The organism is Nocardioides szechwanensis (assembly GCF_900103935.1).
GTDB lineage: Bacteria > Actinomycetota > Actinomycetes > Propionibacteriales > Nocardioidaceae > Nocardioides > Nocardioides szechwanensis.
In genome coordinates this window covers 184,389-210,492 of record NZ_FNIC01000007.1, presented here as the reverse complement: position 1 = coordinate 210,492, position 26,104 = coordinate 184,389, and the positions used below count along the sequence as shown (strand labels likewise).

Here is a 26,104-nt window from a genome sequence, read left to right as displayed (position 1 = left end):
ATCCTTGGACCATGCGGAGCATCTCCGTACCCGCCAGCCCTCCCGAGGGCGCGTGCTGGCGTCGAGGCGGGGCATTGACCAGGCGGCCGGCGGTGGACTCACCGCTTCGGCCTGAGCGTGGGAAGGACCTCACGTGACCGAAACATCCGAATCCACCAGTGACGCACCCGAGGCCGTTGCGGCCCCGAAGAAGCGCGGCGGCGGACTCAACTCCATGCTGCTCGCCGACCTCAAGTCGATGGCCGGCGGCATGGGCATCTCGGGCGCAGGCGCCATGAAGAAGGCGCAGCTCGTCGAGGCGATCAAGGCCGCCCAGGGCGGCAAGTCGAACGCCTCCGAGGCCAAGGCCAAGGCACCGCGCGAGGAGAAGGCTCCCCGCGAGGAGAAGGCTCCCCGCGAGGAGAAGGCTCCCCGCGAGGAGAAGGCTCCCCGCGAGGAGAAGGCTCCCCGCGAGGACAGGCCCGCCGCGAAGCGCGAGGCTGAGCCCGCCGTACAGGAGAGCCAGGGCGAGGCGCGGGACGACAGCGCCCAGCGCGACGGCAACCGCGACCACCAGCGCAACGCGCCGTCCGGCTCCCAGGGCGAGCGCACCCGCACCCGCAACCGTGACCACCAGGACGCCAACCAGCGCAGCCAGGGCAACCAGGGCAACCAGGGCAACCAGGGCGGCAGCGACCGCGCCCAGCAGGACCGGGCCAACCAGGACCGCGCCAACCAGGACCGCGCCCAGCAGGACCGGGCGAACCAGGACCGGGCGAACCAGGACCGGGCGAACCAGGACAGGGCGAACCAGGACAGGGCGAACCAGGACAGGGCGAACCAGGACCGGGCCAACCAGGACCGCAACCAGGGCGGCACCGAGGAGGGCGGCGGGCGCAACCGTCGCCGCCGCGGACGTGACCGCGCCAACCGCCCCGGCGCCCCCACGGGCGGCGGGACCGGGAGCCAGCGCCACGAGCCCGACACCACGATCCTCGAGGACGACGTGCTGGTGCCCGCCGCCGGCATCCTCGACGTGCTCGACAACTACGCCTTCGTGCGCACCAGCGGCTACCTCCCCGGCCCCGAGGACGTCTACGTCTCGTTGTCGATGGTCCGCAAGTACGGTCTGCGCCGCGGTGACGCGATCGTCGGCGAGGTCCGCCAGCCGCGCGAGGGCGAGAGCAAGGCGAAGTTCAACCCGATGGTGCGCATCGAGAGCGTCAACGGCGGCGACCCCGAGACCGCCAAGCACCGCGTCGAGTTCCAGAAGCTCACCCCGCTCTACGCCTCGGAGCGCCTGCGCCTCGAGACCGAGCCGGGCAACCTGATCGGGCGGGTCATCGACATCGCCGCCCCGATCGGGAAGGGCCAGCGCGGCCTGATCGTGTCGCCCTCCAAGGCCGGCAAGACGATGATCATGCAGTCGATCGCCAACTCGATCACGACCAACAACCCTGAGTGCCACCTGATGGTGGTCCTGGTCGACGAGCGCCCCGAGGAGGTCACCGACTTCGAGCGCTCGGTCAAGGGCGAGGTCATCTCCTCGACCTTCGACCGTCCGGCCTCCGACCACACGATGGTCGCGGAGCTGGCCATCGAGCGCGCCAAGCGGCTGGTCGAGCTCGGCCACGACGTGGTCGTGCTGCTCGACGGCATCACCCGCCTCGGGCGCGCCTACAACCTCGCCGCCCCGCCGAGCGGCCGGATCCTGTCCGGCGGCGTCGACTCCGCGGCGCTCTACCCGCCGAAGAAGTTCTTCGGCGCCGCGCGCAACATCGAGAACGGCGGCTCGCTCACCATCCTCGCGACCGCGCTGATCGAGAGCGGCTCGAAGATGGACGAGGTGATCTTCGAGGAGTTCAAGGGCACCGGAAACATGGAGATCCGGCTACGCCGCGACTTCGCCGACAAGCGCATCTTCCCCGCGATCGACGCCGTCCAGTCCGGCACCCGGCGCGAGGAGCTCCTGATGAGCAAGGAGGAGCTGGCGATCATCTGGAAGCTGCGCCGGGTCCTCTCCGGACTCGACAGCCAGCAGGCCCTCGAGCTGTTGCTCGAGCGGCTGAAGAAGTCGCAGAGCAACCTGGAGTTCCTCATGCAGGTGCAGAAGACCACGCCGACTCCCGGAGGTCAGGACGACTGACGTCCGGCAGGGCTAGTCTGACCAAGCAGTCTTCAAACAGGGGGAAGAGGTACGCCGTGGCTCGCATCGTGGTCGCCGACGACGACGTGGACATCCGCGAGCTCGTCGAGTTCAAGCTGTCCACGCTCGGTCACGAGATCGTGGCCGTCGGAGACGGCGCCGCGGCCATCGCGGCGTGCCAGGCCCAGCGGCCCGACCTGGCGGTGCTCGACGTGATGATGCCCGGCACCTCGGGTCTCGACGCGATCCGGGCGATCCGGGCCGACCCCAACCTCGTCGGCCTGCCGGTGATCCTCCTGACCGCCCGCGCCCAGGAGTCCGACGTCGAGACCGGGTTCGACTCCGGCGCCGACGACTACATCACCAAGCCCTTCAGCCCGCGCGAGCTCGCCTCGCGGGTCGAGGCACTCCTGTCGCGCTCCGCCGAGGGCTCCTCCTAGAAGCCTCTCTCGTGTCCTGACGTTGTGGTCCGGCCAGCCCGGACTCGCGGTAATGTGTAGGCCGACGGTTGGGGGATCGTCACACACCGGAAGGGGGGACCGTGGACAGAGCTGTGTCCAAAACCCCTGTTCCCAGCAAGCGCACGCCCAAGACCGACCCCGGGCGGCCCGTCGCCCGCCTGGTGACCCCCGTCCTCTTCCGCTTCGGCGCCCTGGTGGTCGTGATGGCGCTGGTCGCCATCGCCGGGATGGTGCTCTCGTTCCGCGCCGTCTCCTACCTCTCCGACGAGGTCCAGCCCGCGGCCGACGCCAACGCCGCGGTCCTCCAGGACCTGACCGAGATGAACGCCGCGGTCAGCACGTGGGCGCTGAGCGGGCGGAGCTCGGCCGTCGACGACTACGGCCAGGCCGAGCGCCGGCTCCCCGCCGACCAGCAGAAGGTCCGCCAGTTCGCCGCGGACGACGCCGAGCTGGACCTGCTGGTGGCCCGCCTCGAGGAGCGCACCCAGGCGTGGGTCGACTCGTACGCGGAGCCGAGGATCGTCGCCAAGGGCGGCCCGGGCACCTTCAACCCGCAGCGCTTCCGCGTCGGCCAGGACCTGTACAGCAAGCTCGAGGCCGCCCACCAGGAGACCCAGTCGGCCTTCGACGCCCGGGTCCGTGACGGTCGCAGCGAGGCGACGCTGCTCTTCCGCGGCACGATCGTCGCGGTCGCCCTGCTGGCGCTGGCCGCGTGGTACCTCGTCGGCCGCTTCCGGAACCGGCTGCTCAACGAGATCTCGGAGCCGCTGCGATCGCTCGAGTCCGCGGTGCAGAAGATGACCAGGACCGACCTCGACGCCCGGGCCGAGGCCCGGGGTCCCAAGGAGGTCCGCTCGGTCGCCACCGCGCTCAACGACTACGCCGACGCGCAGGGGCGCGCCCGCGCGGTCGAGGGCCGCATCCAGAACGAGCTACGGGTGCTCGACACCGCCAAGGACGACTTCGTCAGCAACGTCTCGCACGAGCTCCGTACGCCGCTCACGACGATCAGCGGCTACCTCGAGATGGTCGCCGAGGAGTTCGACGGCCAGCTCCAGCCCCGCCACGAGCGGATGCTCGAGGCGACCCGGCGCAACGTGACCCGGCTCAAGGCGCTCATCGACGACCTGCTCGCGCTGTCCAAGGCGGAGAGCCGGGCCACCGACCTCGAGGCCGCCGACGTGACCACGCTGGTGCGCGACGGCGTGACCGACGTACGCATCACCGGGGCGCGGCGGGGGATCCGGATCGAGGTGACCGCCCCGGCCGAGCCGATGACGGTCCTCTGCGACCGCGCGATGCTTCAGCGGGCCCTGATCAACGTGCTCTCCAACGCGGTCAAGTTCAGCCACGACAACGGTCAGGTCGACGTGACCGTCCAGAAGCTCGAGCCGCACCAGGTCGAGATCGCGGTCCAGGACCACGGCATCGGCATCCCCCGGATCGAGCTCGACCGGCTCGGCACCCGCTTCTTCCGTGCCTCCAACGCGGTGACCAACGAGATCGCGGGCACCGGCCTGGGCCTGCGCATCGTGCAGACCATCATCGACAAGCACGCCGGTGATGTGATGATCGAGTCGACCGAGGGCAAGGGCACCACCGTGTTCATCCGGCTGCGCCTCCACGGGTACGGCGGCCTACGCGTCGCCGAGGACCCGGCGGGGGACTAGCGGGGAATTAGGCCCGGCCCCTCGGCGTTCTCTATCATTGCTCGTTGGTTCCGGTTCACGCCTCCGCACTCCGCGGAGACGACCCGGCGGCCCTCCCAGAGATGGGAAAAGAGAGGAAAACATGAAGAAGGACATCCACCCGGACTACGTCGACACCCAGGTGACCTGCACCTGCGGCGCGCAGTTCGTCACTCGCAGCACGATGTCGAGCGGCACGATCAAGTCCGACGTGTGCTCGCAGTGCCACCCGTTCTACACCGGCAAGCAGAAGATCCTCGACACCGGCGGTCGCGTCGCCCGCTTCGAGGCCCGCTACGCCAAGAAGGCCGAGACCAAGGCCGACAGCAAGTAGCTGCACTCACAGCGCCGACCCTCTGCCTCCATGCAGACGGGTCGGCGCTCGTGATTTGTCCGCAGTCCGAAGCCACCCAGGAGTACGCATGTTCGAGGCCGTCGAGAGCTACGTCGCCGAGCACTCCGAGCTCGAGTCGCGCCTCAGCGCGCCCGAGACGCACGCGGACCCGCGCCTGGCCAAGACGCTCAACCAGCGCTACGCCCAGCTCAGCTCGATCATCGCGGCGTACCGTGCCTGGCAGGTGGCCGGCGACGACCTCGGCGCGGCCCGCGAGCTGGCGGCCGAGGACTCCTCGTTCGCCGAGGAGGCCGAGAGCCTCGTGGGGCGCCAGACGGAGGCGGCGGAGCGGCTGCGCTACCTGCTGATCCCGCGCGACCCCGCCGACGACAAGGACACCCTGCTCGAGGTCAAGTCCGGGGAGGGCGGCGAGGAGTCGGCCCTGTTCGCCGCCGACCTGCTGCGCATGTACACCCGCTACGCGGAGCAGCGGGGGTGGCGCACCGAGATCCTCGATGCCACCGAGTCCGACCTCGGTGGCTACAAGTCGGTCACCCTGGCCGTGAAGGCCAAGGGCACGCCGGCTCCGGGCGAGGGCCCGTTCGCCCAGCTCAAGTTCGAGGGCGGGGTGCACCGGGTCCAGCGGGTTCCCATCACCGAGTCGCAGGGCCGCGTCCACACCAGCGCCGCCGGGGTGCTGGTGCTGCCGGAGGCGGAGACCGTCGACGTGACCATCGACGACAACGACCTGCGCATCGACGTCTACCGCAGCAGCGGGCCGGGCGGCCAGAGCGTCAACACCACCGACTCGGCCGTGCGGATCACGCACGTCCCCACCGGCATCGTCGCGAGCTGCCAGAACGAGAAGAGCCAGCTCCAGAACAAGGAGCAGGCGATGCGCATCCTGCGCGCCCGGCTCCTGGCCGCGGCGCAGGAGGAGGCGGACGCCGAGGCGAGCGACATCCGTCGCAGCCAGGTCCGGACCGTTGACCGCTCCGAGCGGATCCGCACGTACAACTACCCCGAGAACCGGATCTCCGACCACCGCACGGGCTACAAGTCCTACAACCTCGACCAGGTGCTCGACGGCGACCTCCAGCCGGTGCTCGACTCCTGCATCCAGGCCGACCTCGACGCGCGTCTCGCGACCCTCGAGAACTGATGGCCGGCCAGCGACGAGAGCTGGTCACCCAGGCGGTGGCGCAGCTCGCCGAGGCCGGGGTGGCCAGCCCCGAGCACGATGCGGCCGAGCTGCTGGCCCACGTGCTCGGCACGACCCGCAGCCGCCTCGTCCTCGTCGACGAGGTCGGCGACGACGCGGCCCGGCAGTTCGCCGACCTGGTGGCCCGCCGCGCGGTCCGTGAGCCCCTGCAGCACCTCACCGGTACGGCGTACTTCCGCCACGTGGAGCTGCAGGTCGGCCCCGGCGTCTTCGTGCCGCGGCCCGAGACCGAGCTGCTGGCCGGCTGGGCGATCGAGCAGGCCGGCGCCCTGGAGGCGCCGGTGGTGCTGGACCTGTGCACCGGGTCGGGTGCGATCGCGAAGGCCATCGCCGACGAGCTGCCGCACGCCCGCGTCCACGCCGTGGAGCTGGACCCCGATGCCCACGCGTGGGCCGAGCGCAACCTGGCCGGCACCGACGTGGAGCTGCGCCTCGGTGACCTGGCCACCGCGTTCGACGACCTGGCCGGCACCGTCGACGTGATCGTGTGCAACCCGCCCTACATCCCGCTCGAGGCCTGGGAGTCGGTCGCTGCCGAGGCGCGCGACCACGACCCGCACCTGGCGCTCTTCTCCGGGGCCGACGGGCTCGACGCGATCCGGGTCCTCGAGGCGCGGGCCGCACTGCTCCTGCGGAGCGGCGGCGTCGTGGGCGCGGAGCACGCCGACGCCCAGGGAGAGGCCGCGCCGGCGGTGTTCGCCGCCACCGGGCGCTGGACCGACGTACGCGACCACCGCGATCTGGCCGACCGTCCGCGCTTCGTGACGGCGCGACTGGCACGATGAGGCCGTGAGCGAGCGCTACCCGACCGAGACCCCGGACGAGCTGGAGACCGCGGTCGAGGCCGCGAGCCTGGCCATCCAGCGTGGTGAGCTCGTGGTCCTGCCCACCGACACCGTCTACGGCGTCGCGGCCGACGCCTTCGACCCGGCCGCGGTTCGGGCGCTGCTCGAGGCCAAGGGCCGGGGCCGCGAGATGCCTCCGCCGGTGCTGGTCAGCTCGGCCACGACCATCGACGCGCTGGCGGTGCGGGTGCCGGGCTACGCGCGGGCCCTGGTGGAGGCCTTCTGGCCCGGCCCGCTCACGCTCGTGTGCCACCAGCAGCAGTCGCTCCAGTGGGACCTCGGGGACACCCGCGGCACGGTCGCGGTCCGGATGCCCGACCACGACGTCGCGCGCGAGGTCCTGGAGCGCACCGGCCCGTTGGCCGTGAGCTCGGCCAACCGCACCGGCATGCCGGCCGCCACCGACGCCGACCAGGCCGAGGAGATGCTCGGCGACGACGTCGCGGTCATCATCGACGCGGGGGAGTCGCCCGGGGGCGAGGCCTCGACCATCGTCGACGTGACCGGCAGCCAGGGCCGGATCCTGCGCCGAGGTGCGCTCACGCTCGAGCAGCTCAACGAGGTGCTCGAGCCGCTCGGGGCGACGCTGACGGACGAGGGCTGAGCCGGTGCGCGAGTACCTCCTGGTCTTCCTGGTCGCGGCGGCGGTGACCTATCTGCTGACCGTGGTGGCTCGTGAGATCGCGCTGCGTACCGGGGCCGTGGCCAAGGTCCGCGACCGTGACGTCCACGCCGAGCCGATCCCTTACCTCGGCGGGATCGCGATGTTGGGCGGGCTCGTGGCGGCGTACGTCGTGGCGCGCGAGCTCCCGTTCCTCTCCAACGGCGGGCCGTTCGTGTTCGTGGACGCCAAGTACGTGCTCATCGCGGGGGCGATGGTGTGCGGCATCGGGGTGCTCGACGACATCTTCGACCTCGACGCGCTGACCAAGTTCGGTGGCCAGGTGCTGGCCGTGGGCCTGCTGATCTACTCCGGCCTTCAGTTCAACTTCTTCCCGCGACCCGACGGCTACCAGTTCGTGCTCGACCCCGCCCAAGGGGCGCTGCTGACCCTCGTCGTCGTCGTCGCGACCGTCAACGCGGTCAACTTCGTCGACGGCCTCGACGGGCTCGCCGCCGGCGTGGTGGGCGTCGGCGCGGCGGCGTTCTTCCTCTTCAGCTACCAGCTGGCCAACCTCAACGGCGCGTCCCTGGCGACGACGGCGGCGTTGCTCTCCGCCTCCCTGGCCGGTGCCTGCACCGGATTCCTCGCCCACAACTTCCACCCGGCGCGGCTGTTCATGGGCGACAGCGGGTCGATGCTGATCGGCCTGGTGCTGTCCACGACGGCGCTGACCATCACCACCCAGTTCCGCGGCAACGAGCTCACCCAGGGCGCCGACGGCTCCCAGGCCAGCCTGCTGCCGTTCCTGCTGCCGCTCGCGCTCCCGGTGCTGATCCTGATCGTCCCGCTCGCCGACCTCGTCCTCGCCGTCGTACGTCGGACCCGTGCGGGACGCTCGCCGTTCGCCCCCGACAAGCAGCATCTGCACCACCGGCTCCTCGAGATCGGCCACTCGCACCGCCGCGCTGTCGTGATCATGTGGCTGTGGGCGGCGCTGATCGCGTTCGGCACCGTGCTCGCCAGCCTCTACACCGGCCCGCGGATGTGGGGAGCCCTGGGAGCCATGGCCACCGTGACCCTGCTCCTGACGTTCATCCTGCCGGTGGTCCACCGACCGCAGCTGCTGGCCGACCTGGTCGAACCGGCCGACCCGGGGTCCGCGGAAGGGGAGCCGGCGGCCGATTCGGGCGCTACCGAGACTTTGTGATAGTTTTCACGAGCACCCGATCGACCCCCACAGAACGGCCGCCGACATGACGACCGACGCTCCCCGCACCGGGCAGGCTGACCGCGACAGCGGCGCCAGCGTGCTCCTCGGAGCAGGTGGCGCGGCGCTGCTCCTGGGTCTCGCAGCCACGGTCGTCGGCGCCCTCGTGAGCGGCTCCGAAGCCGCCCTCGGCGCCTTGGTCGGCACCCTCCTCGTGGTCGGTGTGCTGGGCTTCGGCTCCTTTGTGGTCAACGTGGTCGCCGGGCTGATGCCCGCCGCGGCGCTGATGGTCGCGATGCTCACCTACACGCTCCAGGTCGTCCTGATGGGCCTGGTCTTCGCGATCCTGTCCGGCTCCGGCCTGCTCGACTCCACCGTCGACCGGGGCTGGCTCGCCGGCGTCGTCATCGGCGGGACCGCGATCTGGCTCGTGAGCCAGGTTGTGCTCACCACGCGGCGCCGGATCCCGGTCTACGAGCTGCCCTCGCAGGTCACCACCCAGCCCGCACAGGGGGGTGAACGATGAGTCCTCACGGCTGCTATCGTCCTGTCCGCGATGGCTCAGGAGATTCCCCCTGGGGAGCACGACGACGAACCTCGCGGAGATCCCTGGATGGCTTTTGGCTATCTGGTCTCCGGCGTACTGCTCTACGGGTTGATCGGATGGCTCTTCGACCGATGGCTGGGCACCTCGTTCCTGGTCGCGGTGGGGATCTTGCTGGGCGCTGTCCTGGGTACCTACCAGACCTGGATGCGCTTCCGGCCGAGCGAGACGGACGAGCAGAGCTGAACCAAGCACGAGTGCACAAGACGGCAGCAACGACACAGGAGACACGTTGAGCGGCATCGGCAGCGCACTTCTCCCCCAGGGGAGCATCCGAACCGAGGGCTTCACGCCCCCGGGACCGGCTGACTTCGACCTGCCTCCGATCGGCGGCGACTTCGGGACCTTCCACGCTTTCGGCCAGGAGTTCGTCCTCGGCGTCACCAAGCCGATGCTGCAGCTGGTGCTCTCCGCGGTCCTGATCTTCGGCTTCTTCTACCTGGCGTCGCGCAAGCGCGCGATGGTGCCGGGCAAGCTGCAGTTCGTCGGCGAGGAGGCCTACGGCTTCGTCCGCAACTCCCTGGGCCGCGACATCATCGGCACCCACGACTACCAGCGGTTCGTGCCCTACCTGTTCACGCTGTTCACGTTCATCCTGCTCAACAACCTGTTCGCGTCGATCCCCTTCATCCAGTTCCCGACGTTCTCGCGCTCGGGCATGGTCTACGGCCTGGCGCTGATGAGCTGGATCATCTACAACGTCGTCGGCATGAAGAAGCACGGCATCGGGGGCTACTTCAAGCTCCAGTCGGTGCCTGCCGGCATCACCGGACCGATCCTGCTGCTCCTGGTGCCGCTCGAGTTCATGTCCAACATCATCGTCCGGCCGGTCACGCTGGCGCTGCGACTCTTCGCCAACATGTTCGCGGGCCACCTGCTGCTGATCCTGTTCGCCCTCGGCGGCGAGTACCTCATCGTCGAGATGAGCCTGGCCTACGCCCCGGTCGGTGTCCTCGCCTGGGTGCTCTTCCTGGCCGTTGCCTTCCTGGAGATCCTGATCCAGTTCCTCCAGGCCTACGTGTTCGTCCTCCTCAACGCCATGTACATCCAGGGCGCCCTGGCCGACGAGCACTGACCAAGCACCACCCCCACAGCTGTACAACCTGAGATAGAAACAACCGAAAGGAAATCGCCGTGGACGGCAACCTCAACATGATCGGGTACGGCCTGGCGGCCATCGGGCCCGGTGTCGGCATCGGTCTGATCTTCGCCGCGTACATCAGCGGTGTCGCTCGCCAGCCGGAGGCACAGTCCCGCCTCCAGTCCATCGCGATCCTCGGGTTCGCGCTCGCCGAGGCGCTCGCGATCATCGGTATCGCCCTCGCGTTCGTCCTCTGACCGACGTCCCACCGACGTAGGCCGACCGAACACAAAGGACTGCCATGCAGACACTCATCCTCCCGCTCGTCGTGAGGGCCCAAGGCGAAGAGGGCGAGGAGCCCGCGCTCAACCCGCTGCTTCCGCACCTGGCTGAGATCGCGCTCTCGCTCGTCGTCTTCGGGATCCTGTTCTTCCTCGTGAGGAAGTTCGTGGTCCCGGCGTTCGAGGCGACGTACGCCGAGCGCACGACGGCGATCGAGGGTGGCCTCGCGGCCGCGGAGACCAAGCAGGCCGAGGCCGACGCCAAGCTCGCCGAGCTCGAGAAGCAGCTCGCCGACGCTCGGCACGAGGCTGCGCGCATCCGTGAGGAGGCGCGCGAGCAGGGCGCCCAGATCATCGCCGAGATGCGGGAACAGGCCCAGGCCGAGTCCACCCGCATCACCGAGCACGGCAAGGCTCAGATCGAGGCGGAGCGCCAGCAGGCGGTCACTTCGCTCCGTACCGAGGTGGGCGCGCTCGCGACGACCCTCGCCGGCCGCATCGTCGGCGAGAGCCTGGACGACGACGAGCGCTCCTCGCGCGTGGTCGACCGCTTCCTCGCCGACCTCGAGGCCATCGAGTCCACTGGTGCCGGCACGTCCGGCAGTGGAGTGAGCTGATGTCCGTGCGTGGCGCCTCCGCAGAGGCCGGGGCTGGTCTTCGCGACCAGCTCGGCCAGGTCAAGAACCCCGGCACCAGCCTGGGCCAGGACCTGTTCGGCGTGGCCGCCGTGCTCCGTTCGGAGCCGGCGCTGCGACGGCTGGCGACGGACGTCTCAACGGACTCTTCGGCCAAGTCGGGCCTGATGCGCTCGATCTTCGAGGGCAAGATCGAGGAGGCGGCGCTCGACCTGGTCGCCGACGCGGTCTCCCGACGGTGGACCGCCACGCGTGACCTGGCCGACACCCTCGAGCAACTCGGCGTCATCGCCGTGGTCCGCTCGGTGGGCACGAAGGCCGCCGACACGACCCGACTCTCCGACGAGCTGTTCGTGATCGGACAGACGATCAACGACAACCCCGAGCTCCGCACGGCCCTGGGCGACCCCGCCCGGTCCGTCGAGGACAAGCGGACGCTGCTGCGCTCGCTGCTCGAGGGCAAGGTCCTCCCGGAGGCGCTGGCTCTCGCCGAGCAGGCGCTCTCGGGTGCCTACCGCACGGTGGGCCTGGCGATCGCCGACTACCAGAAGATCGCGGCGTCGGTGCACGAGGAGAGCGTGGCCAAGGTGCGTGTGGCCCAGGGGCTCTCCGATGCCGACCGCACCCGCCTCCAGCGGGCGCTCAGCAAGCAGTACGGCCGCGAGGTCCACCTCAACGTCACCGTCGACCCCGCCCTCCTCGGAGGCATGCGGGTCGAGATCGGTGACGACGTCATCGACGGCACCGTGGCGGCCCGCATCGACGAAGCACGACGGAAGCTCGCCGGCTGACGCCGGCAACCCAGACCAACAAGTTCACCTGAGTCAGAGAGTAGGCAGACATGACGGAGCTTTCGATCCGTCCGGACGAGATCCGCGACGCGCTCCAGAAGTTCGTTTCCGACTACAAGCCGGAAGCGGCCGGCAAGGAAGAGGTCGGCACGGTCGCCGAGGCCGGTGACGGCATCGCGCGGATCAGTGGTCTGCCCTCCGCCATGGCCAACGAGCTGCTGGAGTTCGAGGACGGCACGCTGGGCCTGGCCCTCAACCTCGACACCCGCGAGATCGGCGCCGTCGTCCTCGGTGACTTCGACAAGATCGAGGAGGGCCAGACCGTGCGTCGCACGGGCGAGGTCCTCTCGGTCCCCGTCGGCGAGGGCTACCTCGGCCGCGTGGTCGACCCGCTGGGCACCCCGATCGACGGGCTCGGCGAGATCGAGACCGACGGCCGCCGTGCGCTCGAGCTCCAGGCCCCCTCGGTGATGCACCGCAAGTCGGTGCACGAGCCGCTCGCCACCGGGATCAAGGCGATCGACGCCCTGACCCCGATCGGCCGCGGCCAGCGCCAGCTCATCATCGGCGACCGCGCCACGGGCAAGACCACGGTCGCGATCGACACGATCATCAACCAGAAGCAGTACTGGGAGACCGGCGACCCGAGCAAGCAGGTCCGCTGCATCTACGTCGCCATCGGTCAGAAGGGCTCGACCATCGCCTCCGTGCGTGGTGCCCTCGAGGAGGCCGGCGCGCTGGAGTACACCACCATCGTCGCCGCCCCCGCGTCCGACAGCGCCGGCTTCAAGTACCTCGCCCCCTACACCGGCTCGGCCATCGGCCAGCACTGGATGTACGCCGGCAAGCACGTCCTCATCGTGTTCGACGACCTGACCAAGCAGGCCGAGGCCTACCGCGCCGTGTCGCTGCTGCTGCGCCGCCCGCCGGGCCGCGAGGCCTACCCGGGTGACGTCTTCTACCTGCACAGCCGTCTGCTCGAGCGGTGCGCCAAGCTCTCCGACGACCTGGGCGCCGGCTCCATGACCGGCCTACCGATCGTGGAGACGAAGGCCAACGACGTCTCGGCGTTCATCCCGACCAACGTCATCTCGATCACCGACGGGCAGATCTTCCTGCAGTCCGACCTGTTCGCGGCCAACCAGCGCCCGGCCATCGACGTCGGTGTGTCGGTGTCGCGAGTGGGTGGTTCGGCGATGACCAAGGCGATGAAGCAGGTCACCGGGTCGCTCAAGGTCGACCTGGCCCAGTTCCGCGCCATGGAGGCGTTCGCGATGTTCGCCTCCGACCTCGACGCGGCCTCCCGCCAGCAGCTCGACCGCGGCGGCCGCCTGATGGCGCTGCTCAAGCAGCCGGCCTACTCGCCCTACCCCCTCGACGAGATGACCATCTCGCTGTGGCTGGGCACCTCGGGTCGCCTGGACCGGGTCCCGGTCGAGGACGTCCTCCGCTTCGAGCGCGAGTTCCTCGACTACCTGCGCCGCTCGCACGAGGGCATCCTCTCCGCGATCCGCGAGTCCCTGAAGTTCGAGGACGAGACCGAGTCCTCTGCCTCTGACGCCTACGACTCCTTCCTCAACGAGTTCGAGACCTCCGAAGGTGGCTCGATCAAGGTCGGCCACGAGGCCCCGGCCGAGGCACTGGAGGACGAGGACCAGGAGCAGATCGTCAAGCAGAAGCGAGGCTGAGATGGCCCTCTCGCTGCGCGAGTACCGCGCGCGGATCAAGTCGACGGAGTCGATGAAGAAGATCACGCGCGCCATGGAGCTCATCGCTGCGTCCCGGATCATCAAGGCGCAGCAGCGGGCACAGGCGGCAGCGCCGTACGCCCGTGAGCTGACGCGTGCGGTATCGGCCGTCGCGACGTTCTCCAACGTCGACCACCCGCTGACGCGGGAGGAGGAGGACCCCAAGCGGGCCGCCGTCCTCATCGTGACCAGCGACCGTGGACTCGCCGGTGCCTACTCCTCGAGCGTGCTCAAGGAGGCCGAGCGGCTCGCCGAGAAGCTGCGCGGCGAGGGCAAGGAGATCGACTGGTACATCGCCGGTCGCAAGGGCGAGGCCTACTTCAGGTTCCGCCAGCGCCCGATCATCCAGGCCTGGACCGGCGCCTCCGACCAGCCGTCGTACGACACGGCCGCCGACATCGGTCGCGTGCTGATCGAGTCGTTCCTCAAGCAGCAGGGCGAGGACGGCGACGTCGACGAGGTGCACCTGGTCTACACGCGCTTCCGCTCGATGCTCGTCCAGGAGCCCACCGCGGTCCGCCTGCTTCCCCTCGAGGTGATCGAGGCCGAGGAGGGTACGGGCGACGAGCACTCGAGCGGTGAGGTTCTGCCGCTCTACGAGTTCGAGCCGTCGGCCGAGGCCGTGCTCGACGGGCTGCTGCCGCAGTACGTCCAGAGCCGGATCTTCTTCGCACTGCTCCAGGCGGCCGCCTCCGAGCTGGCCGCACGCCAGAAGGCCATGAAGTCGGCCACCGACAACGCCGACGAGCTCATCAAGAAGTACACCCGTGTTGCCAACCAGGCCCGCCAGGCCGGCATCACCCAGGAAATCAGCGAGATCGTTGGTGGCGTCAACGCGCTGGCCGACGCCAACTCAGGGAATGAGTGAGAGACCATGACTGCCACTGTTGAAGAGACCAAGACCGGATCGGGCGCCGCCGGCACCGGTCGCGTCGCGCGAGTGACCGGACCGGTCGTCGACGTCGAGTTCCCCGCGGACTCGATGCCCGAGATGTACAACAAGCTCGAGGTCGACCTCGAGCTCAACGGCGAGACCAAGACGCTGATCCTCGAGGTCGCGCTGCACATCGGCGACGGCATGGTCCGCGCCATCTCGATGCAGTCGACCGACGGCCTGGTGCGCGGCGCCACGGTGACCGACACCGGCGGCCCGATCACGGTTCCCGTGGGTGACATCACCAAGGGTCACGTGTTCAACGCGACCGGTGACGTCCTCAACCTCGAGGAGGGTGAGGAGTACGAGGTCAAGGAGCGGTGGGGCATCCACCGCAAGGCTCCGGCCTTCGACCAGCTCGAGGCCAAGACCACGATGTTCGAGACCGGCATCAAGGTCATCGACCTGCTGACGCCGTACGTCAACGGCGGCAAGATCGGTCTGTTCGGTGGTGCCGGTGTCGGCAAGACCGTGCTGATCCAGGAGATGATCGCCCGAGTCGCCAAGGACCACGGTGGTGTGTCGGTGTTCGCCGGTGTCGGCGAGCGCACCCGTGAGGGCAACGACCTCATCGCGGAGATGACCGAGGCCGGCGTCATCGGCCAGACGGCCCTCGTGTTCGGCCAGATGGACGAGCCGCCGGGCACGCGTCTGCGCGTCGCCCTCTCGGCGCTGACGATGGCGGAGTACTTCCGCGACGTGCAGAACCAGGACGTGCTGCTCTTCATCGACAACATCTTCCGGTTCACCCAGGCCGGCTCCGAGGTCTCGACCCTGCTGGGCCGCATGCCTTCCGCCGTGGGCTACCAGCCCAACCTGGCCGATGAGATGGGTCAGCTCCAGGAGCGGATCACCTCGACCCGAGGCAACTCGATCACCTCGCTGCAGGCGATCTACGTGCCCGCCGACGACTACACCGACCCGGCGCCGGCCACGACGTTCGCCCACCTCGACGCCACCACCGAGCTGTCGCGTGAGATCGCGTCGCTCGGCATCTACCCCGCGGTGGACCCGCTGACGTCGACCTCGCGGATCCTCGACGCCCAGTACATCGGGCAGGCGCACTACGACTGCGCGATCCGGATCAAGCAGATCCTGCAGCGCAACAAGGAGCTCCAGGACATCATCGCGATCCTCGGTGTCGACGAGCTGTCCGAAGAGGACAAGATCATCGTGTCCCGCGCTCGCCGGATCCAGCGGTTCCTGTCGCAGAACACCTACGTCGCCAAGCAGTTCACCGGCATCGAGGGTTCGACGGTACCGGTCAAGGACACCATCGAGGCGTTCAACAAGATCGCCGACGGCGACTACGACCACGTGGCCGAGCAGGCCTTCTTCATGTGCGGCGGTCTGGACGACGTCGAGGCGAAGTGGGCCGAGATCCAGAAGAGCCTCTGATGGCTTCCGAGATGGACACCGGCCTCCGGGTCGAGCTCGTCGCCGCCGACCGGACCGTCTGGTCCGGCGAGGCGTCGATGGTCATCGCCCGGACGGTCGAGGGTGACGTCGGCGTGCTGCGCGGCCACGCGCCGATGCTGTCGCTGCTCACCGAGGCCACCGTCGAGATCACGACGCCTGACGGCGGCGTGGTGGCTGCGGTCGAAGGCGGTTTCCTCTCGGTCGCGGGCGACCGGGTCTCGATCCTCTCCGAGCGGGTCCTGCTCGCCGAGGAGATCCAGATCGACGAGGCCAAGGCCGAGCTCGACGCCGCGCACGGCATGCCCACCAGCGACGAGCGCGAGCTGCGCATCCGTCGTGCCGAGGCCCGGATCAGGGCGGTCGAGAAGGCCTCCTGACCCCGCTTCTCGGGCGGCCCCTCGTGGAGGGACCGCGGCTCCCTGCCGATAGGGTGGGACGTCCGAGGGGAAGGGGGACCGGATGCCGGTGTGGCAGTGGCTGATCGACGTTGCCGCTGTCCTGCTGCTGCTCGTCCTCAGTTGGGGTTTCGCCCTCGTAGTGCGCCGCCGGATGCTCTCGCGTCACGGCGGCACCTTCGAGCTCAGCCATCGCGTCCGGTCCGACAGGCCCGGGCGCGGTTGGGTTCTCGGACTCGGTCGCTACTCCGGTCAGCACCTCGAGTGGTTCCGGATCTTCACGCTGCGACCGACCCCGACCCGCATCTGGGCCCGTGACGACCTGAGCTACGACGGCCGCCGGGAGGCGATCGGCGCGGAGCAGATGTCGCTCTACCCCGACCACGTCGTGATCCACTGCCAGACCGCTGCGGGTGAGGTCGAGCTGGCCATGAGCCCGGCCTCCCTCACCGGCTTCCAGTCCTGGCTGGAGGCCCGCCCGCCCGGCACCGACTGGGCACGGTGAGTCCCACCCTCCCCAGCTCGAAGCGCGCGGTCGCCGCTGCGTTCGTGCTCAACGGGGTGCTCATGGCGAGCCTGATCTCGCGCATCCCGGACCTGCGGGCCGAGCTCGACCTGGACAACGGCGCGCTCGGGCTGCTGCTGCTCGCCATCGCGGCCGGCTCGATCCTGTCGTTGCCGACCAGTGGCCGCCTGATCGTCTGGACGAGCGCCGCGACCGTCGTACGACTCGGTGCGACGGTCACGGCGGTCGGCCTGGTGACCTGCGCGGTAGGCGCGTTCACGGCCGCGTCGGTGCCGGCGGCCGCCGTCGGGCTCTTCCTGTTCGGGGTCGGCAGCGGGGTGTGGGACGTCGCCATGAACGTGGAGGGCGCCGAGGTCGAGCGGCTGCTCGGGCGCACCGTGATGCCGCGCTTTCACGCCGGCTGGTCCTTCGGCAACATCGGCGGCGCCGGGGTCGGGGTCGCCATGGCGGCCTGGCACGCGCCCGTCCTGGCGCACTTCGGCGGTGTGGCGGTGCTGGCCCTGCTGGCGGCGTTCGTCGCGGTCCGTGAGTTCCTGCCGGTACGCCCGGAGGTGCACCCGGAGTCGGGGCCGCCCCGGTCGGCGTGGACCGAGCCACGCACCCTCGCCATCGGCCTCATGGTGCTGACCTTCGCCGTGGCCGAGGGGTCGGCGAACGACTGGCTCTCGCTGGCGATCATCGACGGCTACGACGAGCGGCACTGGGTCGGCGTCAGCGGCTACGCGCTGTTCGTGACGGCCATGACGTCCGGCCGCTTGCTCGGGCCGGTCGCCCTCGACCGTTTCGGGCGCCGGGCCGTGCTGTGGGCGACGGCCGCGGCCGTGGCTGCGGGCACCCTGCTCACGGTGCTGGGAGGGAGCCTGGCGCTGGCCGCGGTCGGCATCGTCGTCTGGGGACTGGGTGCCTCGCTCGGCTTCCCCGTCGGCATGAGCGCCGCGGCCGACGACCCGCTGAGAGCTGCGGCGCGGGTCAGCGTCGTCTCGACGGTGGGCTACGCGGCGTTCCTGACCGGTCCGCCCCTCCTGGGCGCCTTGGGCGACCGGGTCGGCACCCTGGACGCGCTGCTCGCAGTCACGGTGCTCATGGCCCCGGCCGCGGCGGCGGTCCTCGCCGTACGCTCGCCCTAGGTCACTTCCCGCGCTCGCCTCCGGGCACCCACAGGACGTCGCCGGCCTCGCGGTTGGCGTGGCGGGCGAGGATGAAGAGCAGGTCCGAGAGCCGGTTGAGGTAGGTGATGGCGAGCTTGTTCATCGACTCGCCGTGCTGCTCGAAGGCCGCCCAGGCCGACCGCTCGGCACGTCGTACGACGGTCCGTGCGACGTGGAGGTGGGCGCCGCCGGGGGTGCCGCCGTTGAGGATGAACGAGCGCAGGTTGGGGAGGGTCTCGTTGTAGTGGTCGCACCACTGCTCGAGCCGGTCGACGTAGTCCTGCTCGATACGCAGCGGCGGATACTCCGGGTCGGGCACGACCGGCGTGCAGAAGTCGGCGCCGACGTCGAACAGGTCGTTCTGGATGTGGGTCAGCACGCTCACGACGTCCGGCTCGAGGTCGCCCACGGCCAGCGCGAGCCCCAGGTTGGCGTTGGCCTCGTCGACGTCGGCGTAGGCGTGCAGCCGCAGGTCGTTCTTGGACGTGAGGCTCATGTCGCCCAGGCGGGTCTCGCCGCCGTCGCCTGTGCGGGTGTAGATCCGGGTGAGGTTGACCATGCCGTCGAGACTAGTGCGCCACGACTCGCCCAAAAGTCTCACCCGTCCGGGTGCAACCTTCGGGGTGTGTGCCGCGTCATAGTGGGTGACAGGTCTTTACCTTTTGCAGGAGACGAGGCTGGCAGATGGACATCGTCACCGATGGTCCGACGCTCGTGCTGAGCGGCGACTTCGACGTGCGCAGCACGTGGGAGGTCCGCAACGCCATCTACGACCAGCTCCACACCCACGACGACGTCGTCGTCGACCTCACCGACGTGACGACGGTGGACGTGACGGCGCTCAAGGTGCTCGCGTTCGCGACCCGGCAGGCGGTGCGCGAGGGCCATCACCTCACCCTGCGCGGGTGCGGGCCGGCCGTGCGCCGGATGCTCCACATCTCCCGGCTGATCCGTGTGGTCGAGATCGAGCGCGCGGCGGCCTCGGCCTGAGCGTGTCGGATAACCCACACGTCCGTCCGGTTACCAACAGGTAGGTCACGTCCTACCCTCGGGGGATGACCGAGAAGGACCGTCCCCAGAAGGACAAGCCCTGGGTGATGCGCACCTACGCCGGGCACTCGACCGCCACGGCGTCCAACGCGCTCTACCGCACCAACCTGGCGAAGGGTCAGACCGGACTGTCGGTCGCCTTCGACCTGCCGACCCAGACCGGCTACGACCCCGACTCCCCGCTGGCGCGGGGCGAGGTCGGCAAGGTGGGCGTCCCGGTGCCGCACCTCGGTGAGATGCGCAAGCTGTTCGACCAGATCCCGCTCACCGAGATGAACACCTCGATGACGATCAACGCGACCGCCATGTGGCTGCTGGCGATGTACCAGGTCGCCGCCGAGGAGCAGAACCCCGATCTGTCGCCCGAGGAGGTGGCCGGCCTGCTGGCCGGGACCACCCAGAACGACATCATCAAGGAGTACCTCTCGCGCGGGACCTACGTGTTCCCGCCGGAGCACTCGTTGCGCCTGATCGGCGACATGATCAGCTACACCGTCCACCAGATCCCGAAGTGGAACCCGATCAACATCTGCAGCTACCACCTGCAGGAGGCCGGCGCGACGCCGACGCAGGAGCTCGCCTACGCCCTCTGTACGGCGATCGCGGTGCTCGACCAGGTCAAGGCGTCGGGGCAGGTCTCCGAGGACGACTTCGAGAAGGTCGTCGGCCGGATCTCGTTCTTCGTCAACGCCGGCGTGCGGTTCATCGAGGAGACGTGCAAGATGCGCGCCTTCGTAGAGCTGTGGGACGAGATCACCCGCGAGCGCTACGGCGTGCAGGACCCCAAGATGCGCCGGTTCCGGTACGGCGTCCAGGTCAACTCGCTCGGCCTGACCGAGGCGCAGCCCGAGAACAACGTGCAGCGGATCGTTCTCGAGATGCTCGGGGTGACGCTCTCCAAGAACGCCCGCGCCCGCGCCGTGCAGCTGCCGGCCTGGAACGAGGCGCTCGGCCTGCCCCGCCCGTGGGACCAGCAGTGGTCGCTGCGGCTGCAGCAGGTGCTGGCCTTCGAGTCCGACCTCCTGGAGTACGACGACATCTTCGACGGCTCCCACGTGATCGAGGCCAAGGTCCGCGAGCTCGTCGACGGCGCCCGCGCCGAGATCGACCGCGTGCAGGCGATGGGGGGCGCGATCGCGGCCGTCGAGTCCGGCTACATGAAGCAGGAGCTGGTCTCGGCCCACGCCGCCCGGCGCGGCCGGATCGAGAGCGGCGAGGAGAAGGTCGTCGGGGTCAACGTCTACGAGACCACCGAGCCGTCGCCGCTGACCGCCGACCTCGACGGGGCGATCATGTCCGCCGACCCGCAGGCCGAGCAGCAGGCCAAGCAGTCGGTCACCGAGTGGAAGGCCACGCGCGACGAGGCGGAGGTCGCCGCGGCGCTCACCGCTCTCGCGGAGGCCGCCAAGACCACCGAGAACCTCATGGCAGCGACCCTGGTGGCGGCCCGTGCCGGCGCCACCACGGGGGAGTGGGCTGGGACCCTGCGCGAGGTGTTCGGCGAGTTCCGTGCACCCACGGGTGTCAGCGGCGCCGTCGGGGTCGCCGAGGCCGGCGCCGAGCTGACCGCCGTACGCGAGAAGGTGCGGGCCACCGGCGAGGAGCTGGGCGGGCGGCTGCGGCTGCTGGTCGGCAAGCCCGGGCTCGACGGGCACTCCAACGGCGCCGAGCAGGTCGCCGTACGGGCCCGTGACGCCGGCTTCGAGGTGATCTACCAGGGCATCCGGCTGACGCCCGAGCAGATCGTCTCGGCCGCCGTCGCCGAGGACGTGCACTGCGTCGGGATCTCGATCCTGTCGGGCTCCCACATGGAGCTGGTGCCGTCGGTCCTCGACGGGCTGCGCGAGGCCGGGCTGGCCGACGTGCCGGTGATCGTGGGCGGGATCATCCCCGACTCCGACGGCAAGCGGCTCAAGGAGCTCGGCGTGGCCGCGGTCTACACGCCCAAGGACTTCGGGCTGACCGAGATCATGGGCGGGATCGTGGACGTGATCCGCGAGGCCAACGGACTCGACTGACGCCCGACCGACGTGGCGCGGACCACTCTGTAGGTGAGGCTAGCCTCTGTTAGGGTTGCCTACATGCCCAAGCAGAAAGCCTCCGCGATGTCGTCGGTGAGGAAGCTCCCGAAGACCGAGTGCTGTGTCTCCAAGTCCAAGTGCGGGCGCTGCCCGCTGCGGATGCTGAAGGAAGGCACCCTGCCCTCCGGGTATACCGTGAAGAAGCGCAAGCTCGTGACGGTGGATGGCAAGAAGGTCACCAAGAAGAAGCTCGCCAAGGCCGCCTGACCTTCTGGCGGTCCATCGACGAAAGCCGAGGATCCCCTTGCCCGCACCGCGTTTCGCCGAGCAGCTCAACGTGCAGATCGGCAACGAGCTCGCCGCGCACAACCAGTACCTCGCCTGCGCCGTCTACTACGACGACAAGACGATGCCGCAGATGGCCGCCTTCTTCTACGCCCAGGCGCTCGAGGAGCGCGACCACGCGATGATGATGGTGCAGTACCTCCTCGACACCGACTCCGAGGTGCTGATCCCCGGCGTCGACGCCCCCAAGGCGGCGTTCGCCGACGTCGTCGCGCCGGTGGCGCTCGCCCTCGACCAGGAGAAGCGGGTCACCGAGCAGATCAACGGGCTGCTGCGGATCGCGCGCGAGGAGGGCGACTTCGCCTCCGAGCAGTTCATGCAGTGGTTCATCAAGGAGCAGGTCGAGGAGGTCGCGACGATGAGTGACCTGCTGGCCGTGACCACCCGCAACCGTGACGACATCGAGGACATCGAGGAGTACGTCGCCCGCGAGCAGAAGAGCGGCGACGCCGACCCGACGGCCCCGAGGATCGCCGGCGCCTGAGGCTGGCTCAGCCCTGGGGCCGCGAGGTCGCGGTCGAGTTGGGGCAGAACGCCTCGCGGGGAGATCCGGTATGGACCTCCTCGGGCAGCGCGAGCACGACGACGTCCTCGAACAGCCCCGCCTGCTGGGTGCGCACGGCGATCGTGCTCACGAACGACCCCGAGCGCGACGACAGCGTCTCGCAGCCGCCCATCGACATCGCGAGCGTCAGGTCGGCCGACTCGCCCGCGCCGATCGTCTGCTCGGTCAGCCCGACGAACGTGAACAGCCGCGGGTCGGCCTGCTCCTCGTCGAGGCCGAGCACGGTGACGGGCAGCGGGCCGTCGTTCTCGAGGCGGAACGTGTAGCGCAGCGTCCCGCCGTCGTCGTACCGGATCTGGCGGACGGTACGGTCACCGACCTCGAAGACCGCCGTCGCCTCGGTGCCGGAGACCGAGGTCGGCCCGACCGCCTCGAGACTGGGGGTGCTGCGGGCGATGGCGACGCCGGCGCCGCCCGCCACGAGGACGAGCACGCCGGCAGCGACCAGTGCGCTACGCCGTCCGCGCACGACGCTTGCGCCCCAGGCTGAGGAGCAGGATCAGCCCGCCGGTGGCAGCGAAGAGCGGGGCACCGCTCACCGCACGCTCCCGGTCGGCGCCGGGTACGTCGGACGCCGCGCGGTTGGCGGACGGCTTGGTCGGGCTGTCGAACCACTCACATCCCGGCGGGTGACGAAGCGTCGGGTCGGACCGGTCGTACTCGCTGCAGCTCAGGAAGCCGGCGTCCTTGACCGGTGCGCCCGGAAGGAACACCGAGCCACCGTCGGTGCAGGAGAGCGGCAGGACGAAGTTGTCGTCCTGGGTGCCGTCGGCATATATGTTGCCCTGCCAGCAGTTGCCCACGCCCTGGTCGTCCCACCAGTGGTCCATGCCGTTCTCGAGGACCTTGCCCTCGGGGGTGCTGCCCATGTGGTTGTCGGTGGTGTGGTTGTGATTGGACGTGTCGTAGAGCTTGGCCGGGTCCATCTCGTCACGCAGCGGCGCGGGCACCCAGAACTGCATGGTGCCGACCCGCCAGTTGTCGTAGATCCAGTTGTGGTCGGTGGAGTTGTAGTTGCCGCCGGCGATCAGCACGCCGGTACCGACCGGGGTGGGGACGACCGGGCACACCGTGCCGTTGATGTAGCCGCGCTGCGGCATCGGCAGGTCGCAGACACCCTGGTCGACGAACTTCGTGTACCAGTTGGTGTTGTTGCGGTAGACCTCGTTGTGGTCCCACCGGGCGTGGTCCTGTGGCAGGCCGGGGTGGCCCGGGAACAGCGAGTCGGTGGCGATGCCCGTGGCGTTGTCGTAGAAGTCGTTGTGGTGGGCCCAGATCGAGTTGCCCGCGGTGCCGGAGTAGCCCAGAGTGTTGTGGTGGCTGCGGTTGTTGCGGATCTCGATGGCGTAGCGGGTGACCTCGAACTCGGGGTTGTCGCCGTTGAGGTCGGAGCCCGAGCCGGGGTAGATGCCCGAGTCGCCGTTGTAGTAGGCGTTGGAGCGCTGGATCAGGCCGTGGTCGCTGGCGAACGCGAGGATGCCGTACTCGTCGTTGCCGCGCGTGATCAGCCGGTCGAGCACGAACCCGTCGGTCTCCAGCACGTACACGGCGTTGAACTCCGCCTGCTGGAAGGTCATGTTGGAGACGTAGGAGCCGCCGGCGCGGTCGAGCCGGATGGCGTTGAGCTTCTGGAAGTCGTTGTCGACGACCACGTCGGTCATCCGGCGGCCGGTGCCGACGATCTGGGTGCCGCAGAAGCGGCTGTCGCAGGCGATCGAGCCGTTGCCCGGCGTCTGGTCGCCGAAGATCGAGATCAGGTTGAGGTTGTAGGGGCAGCGGCGCTGGTCGGCGTACGACAGCGCGATCGGGTCGGTCTCGGCCTCCGCCTCGGCCGCGAGGCCGTCGGGCGCCGGCGTCTCGGGGGAGGAGATGCTGCCGATGTAGTTGGACCCGAGCAGCGGCTCGTCGGACTGCGTGCCGAGGTGGGAGCAGTAGTCACTGCGCTTGCGCTGGCCCCACTTGCGCTCCTCGTAGACGCCCGGCAGGACGTAGATCGACGTACGGCGCTTGGTGATCGAGCGCACGGCGTCCTGGATCGAGCTGAACTCGCAGCGCTCGAGGAGCCGCAGGCTCCGCTGCTTCGCCGCCCCCGCGGGCATCGCCTTGATCCGGCGCTCGCTGTCGGCTCCCTTGCAGACCACGCGGCTGCGGGGGTTGTCGTAGCCGAGGAACTTCGGCACCGCGCCTAGTCCCTTCGGGAACTCCGCGGGACGCTCCTCGTGGGCGGATGCGGCGGTCTGGCCCCCCAGGACCAGACCGGACGCGGACAGGGCGGGAATCACGAACAGACTGAGGACGAGCCGGCGGAACCGAGACATGGACGATCCTTTCGTTGCCCGCCCAACGAGCGCGATGTGACCCGGGTTACGCGCCAGTAGGGGAGACTTGGGGCGTGAGTCGCGTGATCGTGGTCGGCGCCGGTGTCGTGGGCCTGTCCTGCGCGGTCCGGCTGCTCGAGGCCGGGCACCGCGTCGACGTCGTCGCCCGGGACCTGCCGCTGGAGACCACGTCGTCGGTGGCGGCCGCGCTCTGGTACCCCTATCGCGCGCTGCCGCAGGACCGCGTGACCGCCTGGGCGGCCACGTCGTACGGCGCCTTCGAGGGGCTTGCGGCGTCGTCGCCGGACGCCGGGGTGCGGATGATGGCCGGGACGAACGTCGTGGCGTCCACTGCGTCGTCGCCGTGGTGGGCCGACGCTGTGCCGTCCCTCTCGAGGGTCGCCGACGGCTGGTCCTTCGTCGCGCCGGTCGCCGACATGACGCTCTACCTGCCGTGGCTGGCCGGCCGGGTCGAGGCCCTCGGCGGGACGCTCAGCCGGCTGAACCTCGCTGCCCTCCCTGGGGGAGCCGACGTCGTCGTCAACTGCTCCGGCATCGGGTCGCGGCTGCTCGCGTCCGACTCCTCGGTCGTGCCGGTGCGCGGCCAGGTCGTCGTGGTCGAGCAGGTCGGGCTGGAGCACTGGTGGCTGGAGAGCTCCGGCCCGCTGTACGTCGTCCCGCGCGCACACGACATCGTGCTCGGCGGCACCGACGAGGAGGGCGACTGGAGCCGTACGCCGTCCCCCGGGACCTCAGCCCGGATCATCGCGCGCGCCTCCGCGCTGGTGCCGTCGCTCGCATCGGCCAGGGTGCTGCGGCACAAGGTCGGCCTGCGGCCCGCACGGCCCGTCGTACGGCTGGAGCGGGAGGGTCGCGTCGTCCACTGCTACGGCCACGGCGGCGCCGGCGTCACGCTCAGCTGGGGCTGCGCCGACGAGGTCACCGCGCTGGTGTCCGCTGGGTGACTGTGGCCCGGGATGCTATGCGCGCGGATCACAGTCCCCCGCGTGGACGTGGCCCTCAGCGGCGCCGGCGGTGGACGACGATCGCGAACAGGACGCCGACGGCCAGGCCGATGAGGAGGCCAACGGACGGGCCGAGGTCGGGCTCGACGACGGCGCCGACAAGCGCGCCGACGACGGCGGTGATCATGGCGATGATGGCGAGGACGACGCGGTGGAACACCTCGCCCATGAAGAGCTGGGAGAACGACGCGTCGGTGGTGGGGGCTTGGCGGCCGTCGAGGGGGATCGTCTGCACGACAGCCGAGGGGTTGATCGGGCCGTAGACGTGAGGGAAGGTCTCGCCACTCTCGTCCGCCGCCTCTTCGACGACCGGCGACGACAACCGCTCGGTGTCTATGACGAGCAGCACGAGCGGCTCGGTGACGTCGGCGTAGAAGCGGGAGCGCACGCCCTGCCACTGGTCGGCGCGGCTGGCGTGGATGAAGCCCTCCTCGACGAGGGTGCGTCCGATCGTGGAGGTCGTGTAGCCGCCAGAGGTCTGAGCTGCGGCCCAGTCGGCCACGGTCGCGATGTGGAAAATCTGGACCATCAGGGGATTCGCTGGCGTGGCTCGTCGAGCCGGCTCACGGCAGCTCGGGAAGGCGCCGGACGACCTCGTTGAGTGTGTTTTCGATCTGGTCGAAGCGGCCTGCGTGGTTGCCCTGCGCGGACTTGACCTCGTTGAGTGTGTTTTCGATCTGGTCGAAGCGGCCTGCGTGGTTGCCCTGCGCGGACTTGACCTCGTTGAGTGTG

General features: G+C 69.7%; 29 protein-coding genes. 25 read left to right on the top strand and 4 right to left on the bottom strand.

Features of this window, described 5'->3' with window-relative positions; all coding sequences use genetic code 11:
• Positions 1 to 133: 133 nt before the first annotated feature.
• The 20 genes from rho (at position 134) to BLR90_RS16675 (ending at position 18,027) form a co-directional block, all read left to right on the top strand.
• Entirely contained in the window at positions 134 to 2,125 is a 1,992-nt protein-coding gene (gene rho, locus BLR90_RS16770) for a transcription termination factor Rho (RefSeq protein WP_091026369.1), read from the top strand.
• Between the two features lie 56 nt (positions 2,126 to 2,181).
• Positions 2,182 to 2,565 (top strand): response regulator transcription factor, encoded by a 384-nt coding sequence (locus tag BLR90_RS16765; RefSeq protein WP_091026368.1) that lies wholly within the window; start codon positions 2,182 to 2,184, stop codon positions 2,563 to 2,565.
• A gap of 113 nt (positions 2,566 to 2,678) precedes the next feature.
• Positions 2,679 to 4,256, top strand: coding sequence for a sensor histidine kinase (locus BLR90_RS16760; RefSeq protein WP_143016244.1), 1,578 nt, complete (start codon positions 2,679 to 2,681; stop codon positions 4,254 to 4,256).
• 121 nt (positions 4,257 to 4,377) lie between these two features.
• Positions 4,378 to 4,608, top strand: a complete 231-nt coding sequence (rpmE, locus tag BLR90_RS16755) for a 50S ribosomal protein L31 (protein ID WP_091026366.1) — start codon at positions 4,378 to 4,380, stop codon at positions 4,606 to 4,608.
• Between the two features lie 88 nt (positions 4,609 to 4,696).
• Positions 4,697 to 5,770, top strand: coding sequence for a peptide chain release factor 1 (prfA, locus tag BLR90_RS16750; protein WP_091026365.1), 1,074 nt, complete (start codon positions 4,697 to 4,699; stop codon positions 5,768 to 5,770).
• Complete coding sequence (gene prmC, locus BLR90_RS16745) at positions 5,770 to 6,615, top strand: peptide chain release factor N(5)-glutamine methyltransferase (RefSeq protein WP_091026364.1); 846 nt, start codon at positions 5,770 to 5,772, stop codon at positions 6,613 to 6,615. The genes prfA and prmC overlap by 1 nt, the downstream gene beginning before the upstream one ends.
• A 4-nt stretch (positions 6,616 to 6,619) precedes the next feature.
• The gene (locus BLR90_RS16740; protein WP_091026363.1) at positions 6,620 to 7,279 is read left to right on the top strand and encodes an L-threonylcarbamoyladenylate synthase; all 660 of its coding nucleotides are present in this window, start codon (positions 6,620 to 6,622) and stop codon (positions 7,277 to 7,279) included.
• Positions 7,280 to 7,283: 4 nt separating this feature from the next.
• Entirely contained in the window at positions 7,284 to 8,486 is a 1,203-nt protein-coding gene (locus BLR90_RS16735) for a glycosyltransferase family 4 protein (protein ID WP_091026362.1), read from the top strand.
• 46 nt (positions 8,487 to 8,532) lie between these two features.
• Entirely contained in the window at positions 8,533 to 9,012 is a 480-nt protein-coding gene (locus BLR90_RS16730) for a hypothetical protein (protein WP_091026361.1), read from the top strand.
• 87 nt (positions 9,013 to 9,099) lie between these two features.
• Entirely contained in the window at positions 9,100 to 9,276 is a 177-nt protein-coding gene (locus BLR90_RS21120) for an AtpZ/AtpI family protein (RefSeq protein WP_170254317.1), read from the top strand.
• A 46-nt stretch (positions 9,277 to 9,322) separates the two neighbouring features.
• Complete coding sequence (gene atpB / locus BLR90_RS16720; RefSeq protein WP_245715367.1) at positions 9,323 to 10,165, top strand: F0F1 ATP synthase subunit A; 843 nt, start codon at positions 9,323 to 9,325, stop codon at positions 10,163 to 10,165.
• 59 nt (positions 10,166 to 10,224) lie between these two features.
• On the top strand, positions 10,225 to 10,428 hold the full coding sequence (gene atpE, locus BLR90_RS16715; RefSeq protein WP_056908071.1) for an ATP synthase F0 subunit C: 204 nt from the start codon (positions 10,225 to 10,227) through the stop codon (positions 10,426 to 10,428).
• A 44-nt stretch (positions 10,429 to 10,472) separates the two neighbouring features.
• Positions 10,473 to 11,069, top strand: coding sequence for a F0F1 ATP synthase subunit B (locus tag BLR90_RS16710; protein WP_091026359.1), 597 nt, complete (start codon positions 10,473 to 10,475; stop codon positions 11,067 to 11,069).
• Complete coding sequence (locus BLR90_RS16705) at positions 11,069 to 11,878, top strand: F0F1 ATP synthase subunit delta (RefSeq protein WP_091026358.1); 810 nt, start codon at positions 11,069 to 11,071, stop codon at positions 11,876 to 11,878. Before BLR90_RS16710 ends, BLR90_RS16705 begins: the two co-directional genes overlap by 1 nt.
• A 50-nt stretch (positions 11,879 to 11,928) precedes the next feature.
• The gene (gene atpA, locus BLR90_RS16700; protein WP_091026357.1) at positions 11,929 to 13,566 is read left to right on the top strand and encodes a F0F1 ATP synthase subunit alpha; all 1,638 of its coding nucleotides are present in this window, start codon (positions 11,929 to 11,931) and stop codon (positions 13,564 to 13,566) included.
• A gap of 1 nt (position 13,567) precedes the next feature.
• Positions 13,568 to 14,494 (top strand): F0F1 ATP synthase subunit gamma, encoded by a 927-nt coding sequence (locus tag BLR90_RS16695; protein WP_091026356.1) that lies wholly within the window; start codon positions 13,568 to 13,570, stop codon positions 14,492 to 14,494.
• Between the two features lie 6 nt (positions 14,495 to 14,500).
• Positions 14,501 to 15,958, top strand: a complete 1,458-nt coding sequence (atpD, locus tag BLR90_RS16690; RefSeq protein ID WP_091026355.1) for a F0F1 ATP synthase subunit beta — start codon at positions 14,501 to 14,503, stop codon at positions 15,956 to 15,958.
• Positions 15,958 to 16,356 (top strand): F0F1 ATP synthase subunit epsilon, encoded by a 399-nt coding sequence (locus BLR90_RS16685; protein WP_245715366.1) that lies wholly within the window; start codon positions 15,958 to 15,960, stop codon positions 16,354 to 16,356. Before atpD ends, BLR90_RS16685 begins: the two co-directional genes overlap by 1 nt.
• 82 nt (positions 16,357 to 16,438) lie before the next feature.
• Positions 16,439 to 16,879 carry a DUF2550 domain-containing protein gene (locus BLR90_RS16680; RefSeq protein WP_091026354.1) on the top strand — a complete coding sequence of 147 codons (441 nt, stop codon included), beginning with the start codon at positions 16,439 to 16,441 and terminating at the stop codon, positions 16,877 to 16,879.
• The gene (locus BLR90_RS16675; RefSeq protein WP_091026353.1) at positions 16,876 to 18,027 is read left to right on the top strand and encodes an MFS transporter; all 1,152 of its coding nucleotides are present in this window, start codon (positions 16,876 to 16,878) and stop codon (positions 18,025 to 18,027) included. The genes BLR90_RS16680 and BLR90_RS16675 overlap by 4 nt, the downstream gene beginning before the upstream one ends.
• A gap of 1 nt (position 18,028) precedes the next feature.
• Here BLR90_RS16675 and BLR90_RS16670 read toward each other — a convergent pair whose 3' ends face one another.
• Positions 18,029 to 18,607, bottom strand: coding sequence for a cob(I)yrinic acid a,c-diamide adenosyltransferase (locus tag BLR90_RS16670; protein ID WP_091026352.1), 579 nt, complete (start codon positions 18,605 to 18,607; stop codon positions 18,029 to 18,031).
• A 125-nt stretch (positions 18,608 to 18,732) separates the two neighbouring features.
• Here BLR90_RS16670 and BLR90_RS16665 point away from each other — a divergent pair, with 125 nt between their 5' ends.
• The 4 genes from BLR90_RS16665 to BLR90_RS16650 all read left to right on the top strand — a co-directional run bounded on the left by BLR90_RS16665 (position 18,733) and on the right by BLR90_RS16650 (position 21,948).
• Positions 18,733 to 19,038: an STAS domain-containing protein gene (locus BLR90_RS16665; protein WP_091026351.1), complete on the top strand. Its 306-nt coding sequence runs from the start codon at positions 18,733 to 18,735 to the stop codon at positions 19,036 to 19,038.
• 65 nt (positions 19,039 to 19,103) lie between these two features.
• Positions 19,104 to 21,116: a protein meaA gene (locus BLR90_RS16660; RefSeq protein ID WP_091026350.1), complete on the top strand. Its 2,013-nt coding sequence runs from the start codon at positions 19,104 to 19,106 to the stop codon at positions 21,114 to 21,116.
• Positions 21,117 to 21,179: 63 nt separating this feature from the next.
• Positions 21,180 to 21,386: a hypothetical protein gene (locus BLR90_RS16655; RefSeq protein WP_245715365.1), complete on the top strand. Its 207-nt coding sequence runs from the start codon at positions 21,180 to 21,182 to the stop codon at positions 21,384 to 21,386.
• Between the two features lie 37 nt (positions 21,387 to 21,423).
• Positions 21,424 to 21,948, top strand: coding sequence for a ferritin (locus tag BLR90_RS16650; protein ID WP_091026349.1), 525 nt, complete (start codon positions 21,424 to 21,426; stop codon positions 21,946 to 21,948).
• 7 nt (positions 21,949 to 21,955) lie between these two features.
• Here BLR90_RS16650 and BLR90_RS16645 read toward each other — a convergent pair whose 3' ends face one another.
• Together BLR90_RS16645 and BLR90_RS16640 are read right to left on the bottom strand one after the other, a co-directional pair.
• Positions 21,956 to 22,498, bottom strand: a complete 543-nt coding sequence (locus BLR90_RS16645) for a hypothetical protein (protein ID WP_091026348.1) — start codon at positions 22,496 to 22,498, stop codon at positions 21,956 to 21,958.
• A complete protein-coding gene (locus BLR90_RS16640) occupies positions 22,482 to 24,347 on the bottom strand; it encodes a right-handed parallel beta-helix repeat-containing protein (protein WP_091026347.1) in 1,866 nt (621 codons plus the stop codon). The genes BLR90_RS16645 and BLR90_RS16640 overlap by 17 nt, the downstream gene beginning before the upstream one ends.
• 74 nt (positions 24,348 to 24,421) lie before the next feature.
• Here BLR90_RS16640 and BLR90_RS16635 point away from each other — a divergent pair, with 74 nt between their 5' ends.
• A complete protein-coding gene (locus BLR90_RS16635; RefSeq protein WP_091026346.1) occupies positions 24,422 to 25,312 on the top strand; it encodes an FAD-dependent oxidoreductase in 891 nt (296 codons plus the stop codon).
• Positions 25,313 to 25,367: 55 nt separating this feature from the next.
• Here BLR90_RS16635 and BLR90_RS21325 read toward each other — a convergent pair whose 3' ends face one another.
• On the bottom strand, positions 25,368 to 25,901 hold the full coding sequence (locus tag BLR90_RS21325) for a DUF952 domain-containing protein (RefSeq protein WP_091026345.1): 534 nt from the start codon (positions 25,899 to 25,901) through the stop codon (positions 25,368 to 25,370).
• Between the last annotated feature and the right edge of the window lie 203 nt (positions 25,902 to 26,104).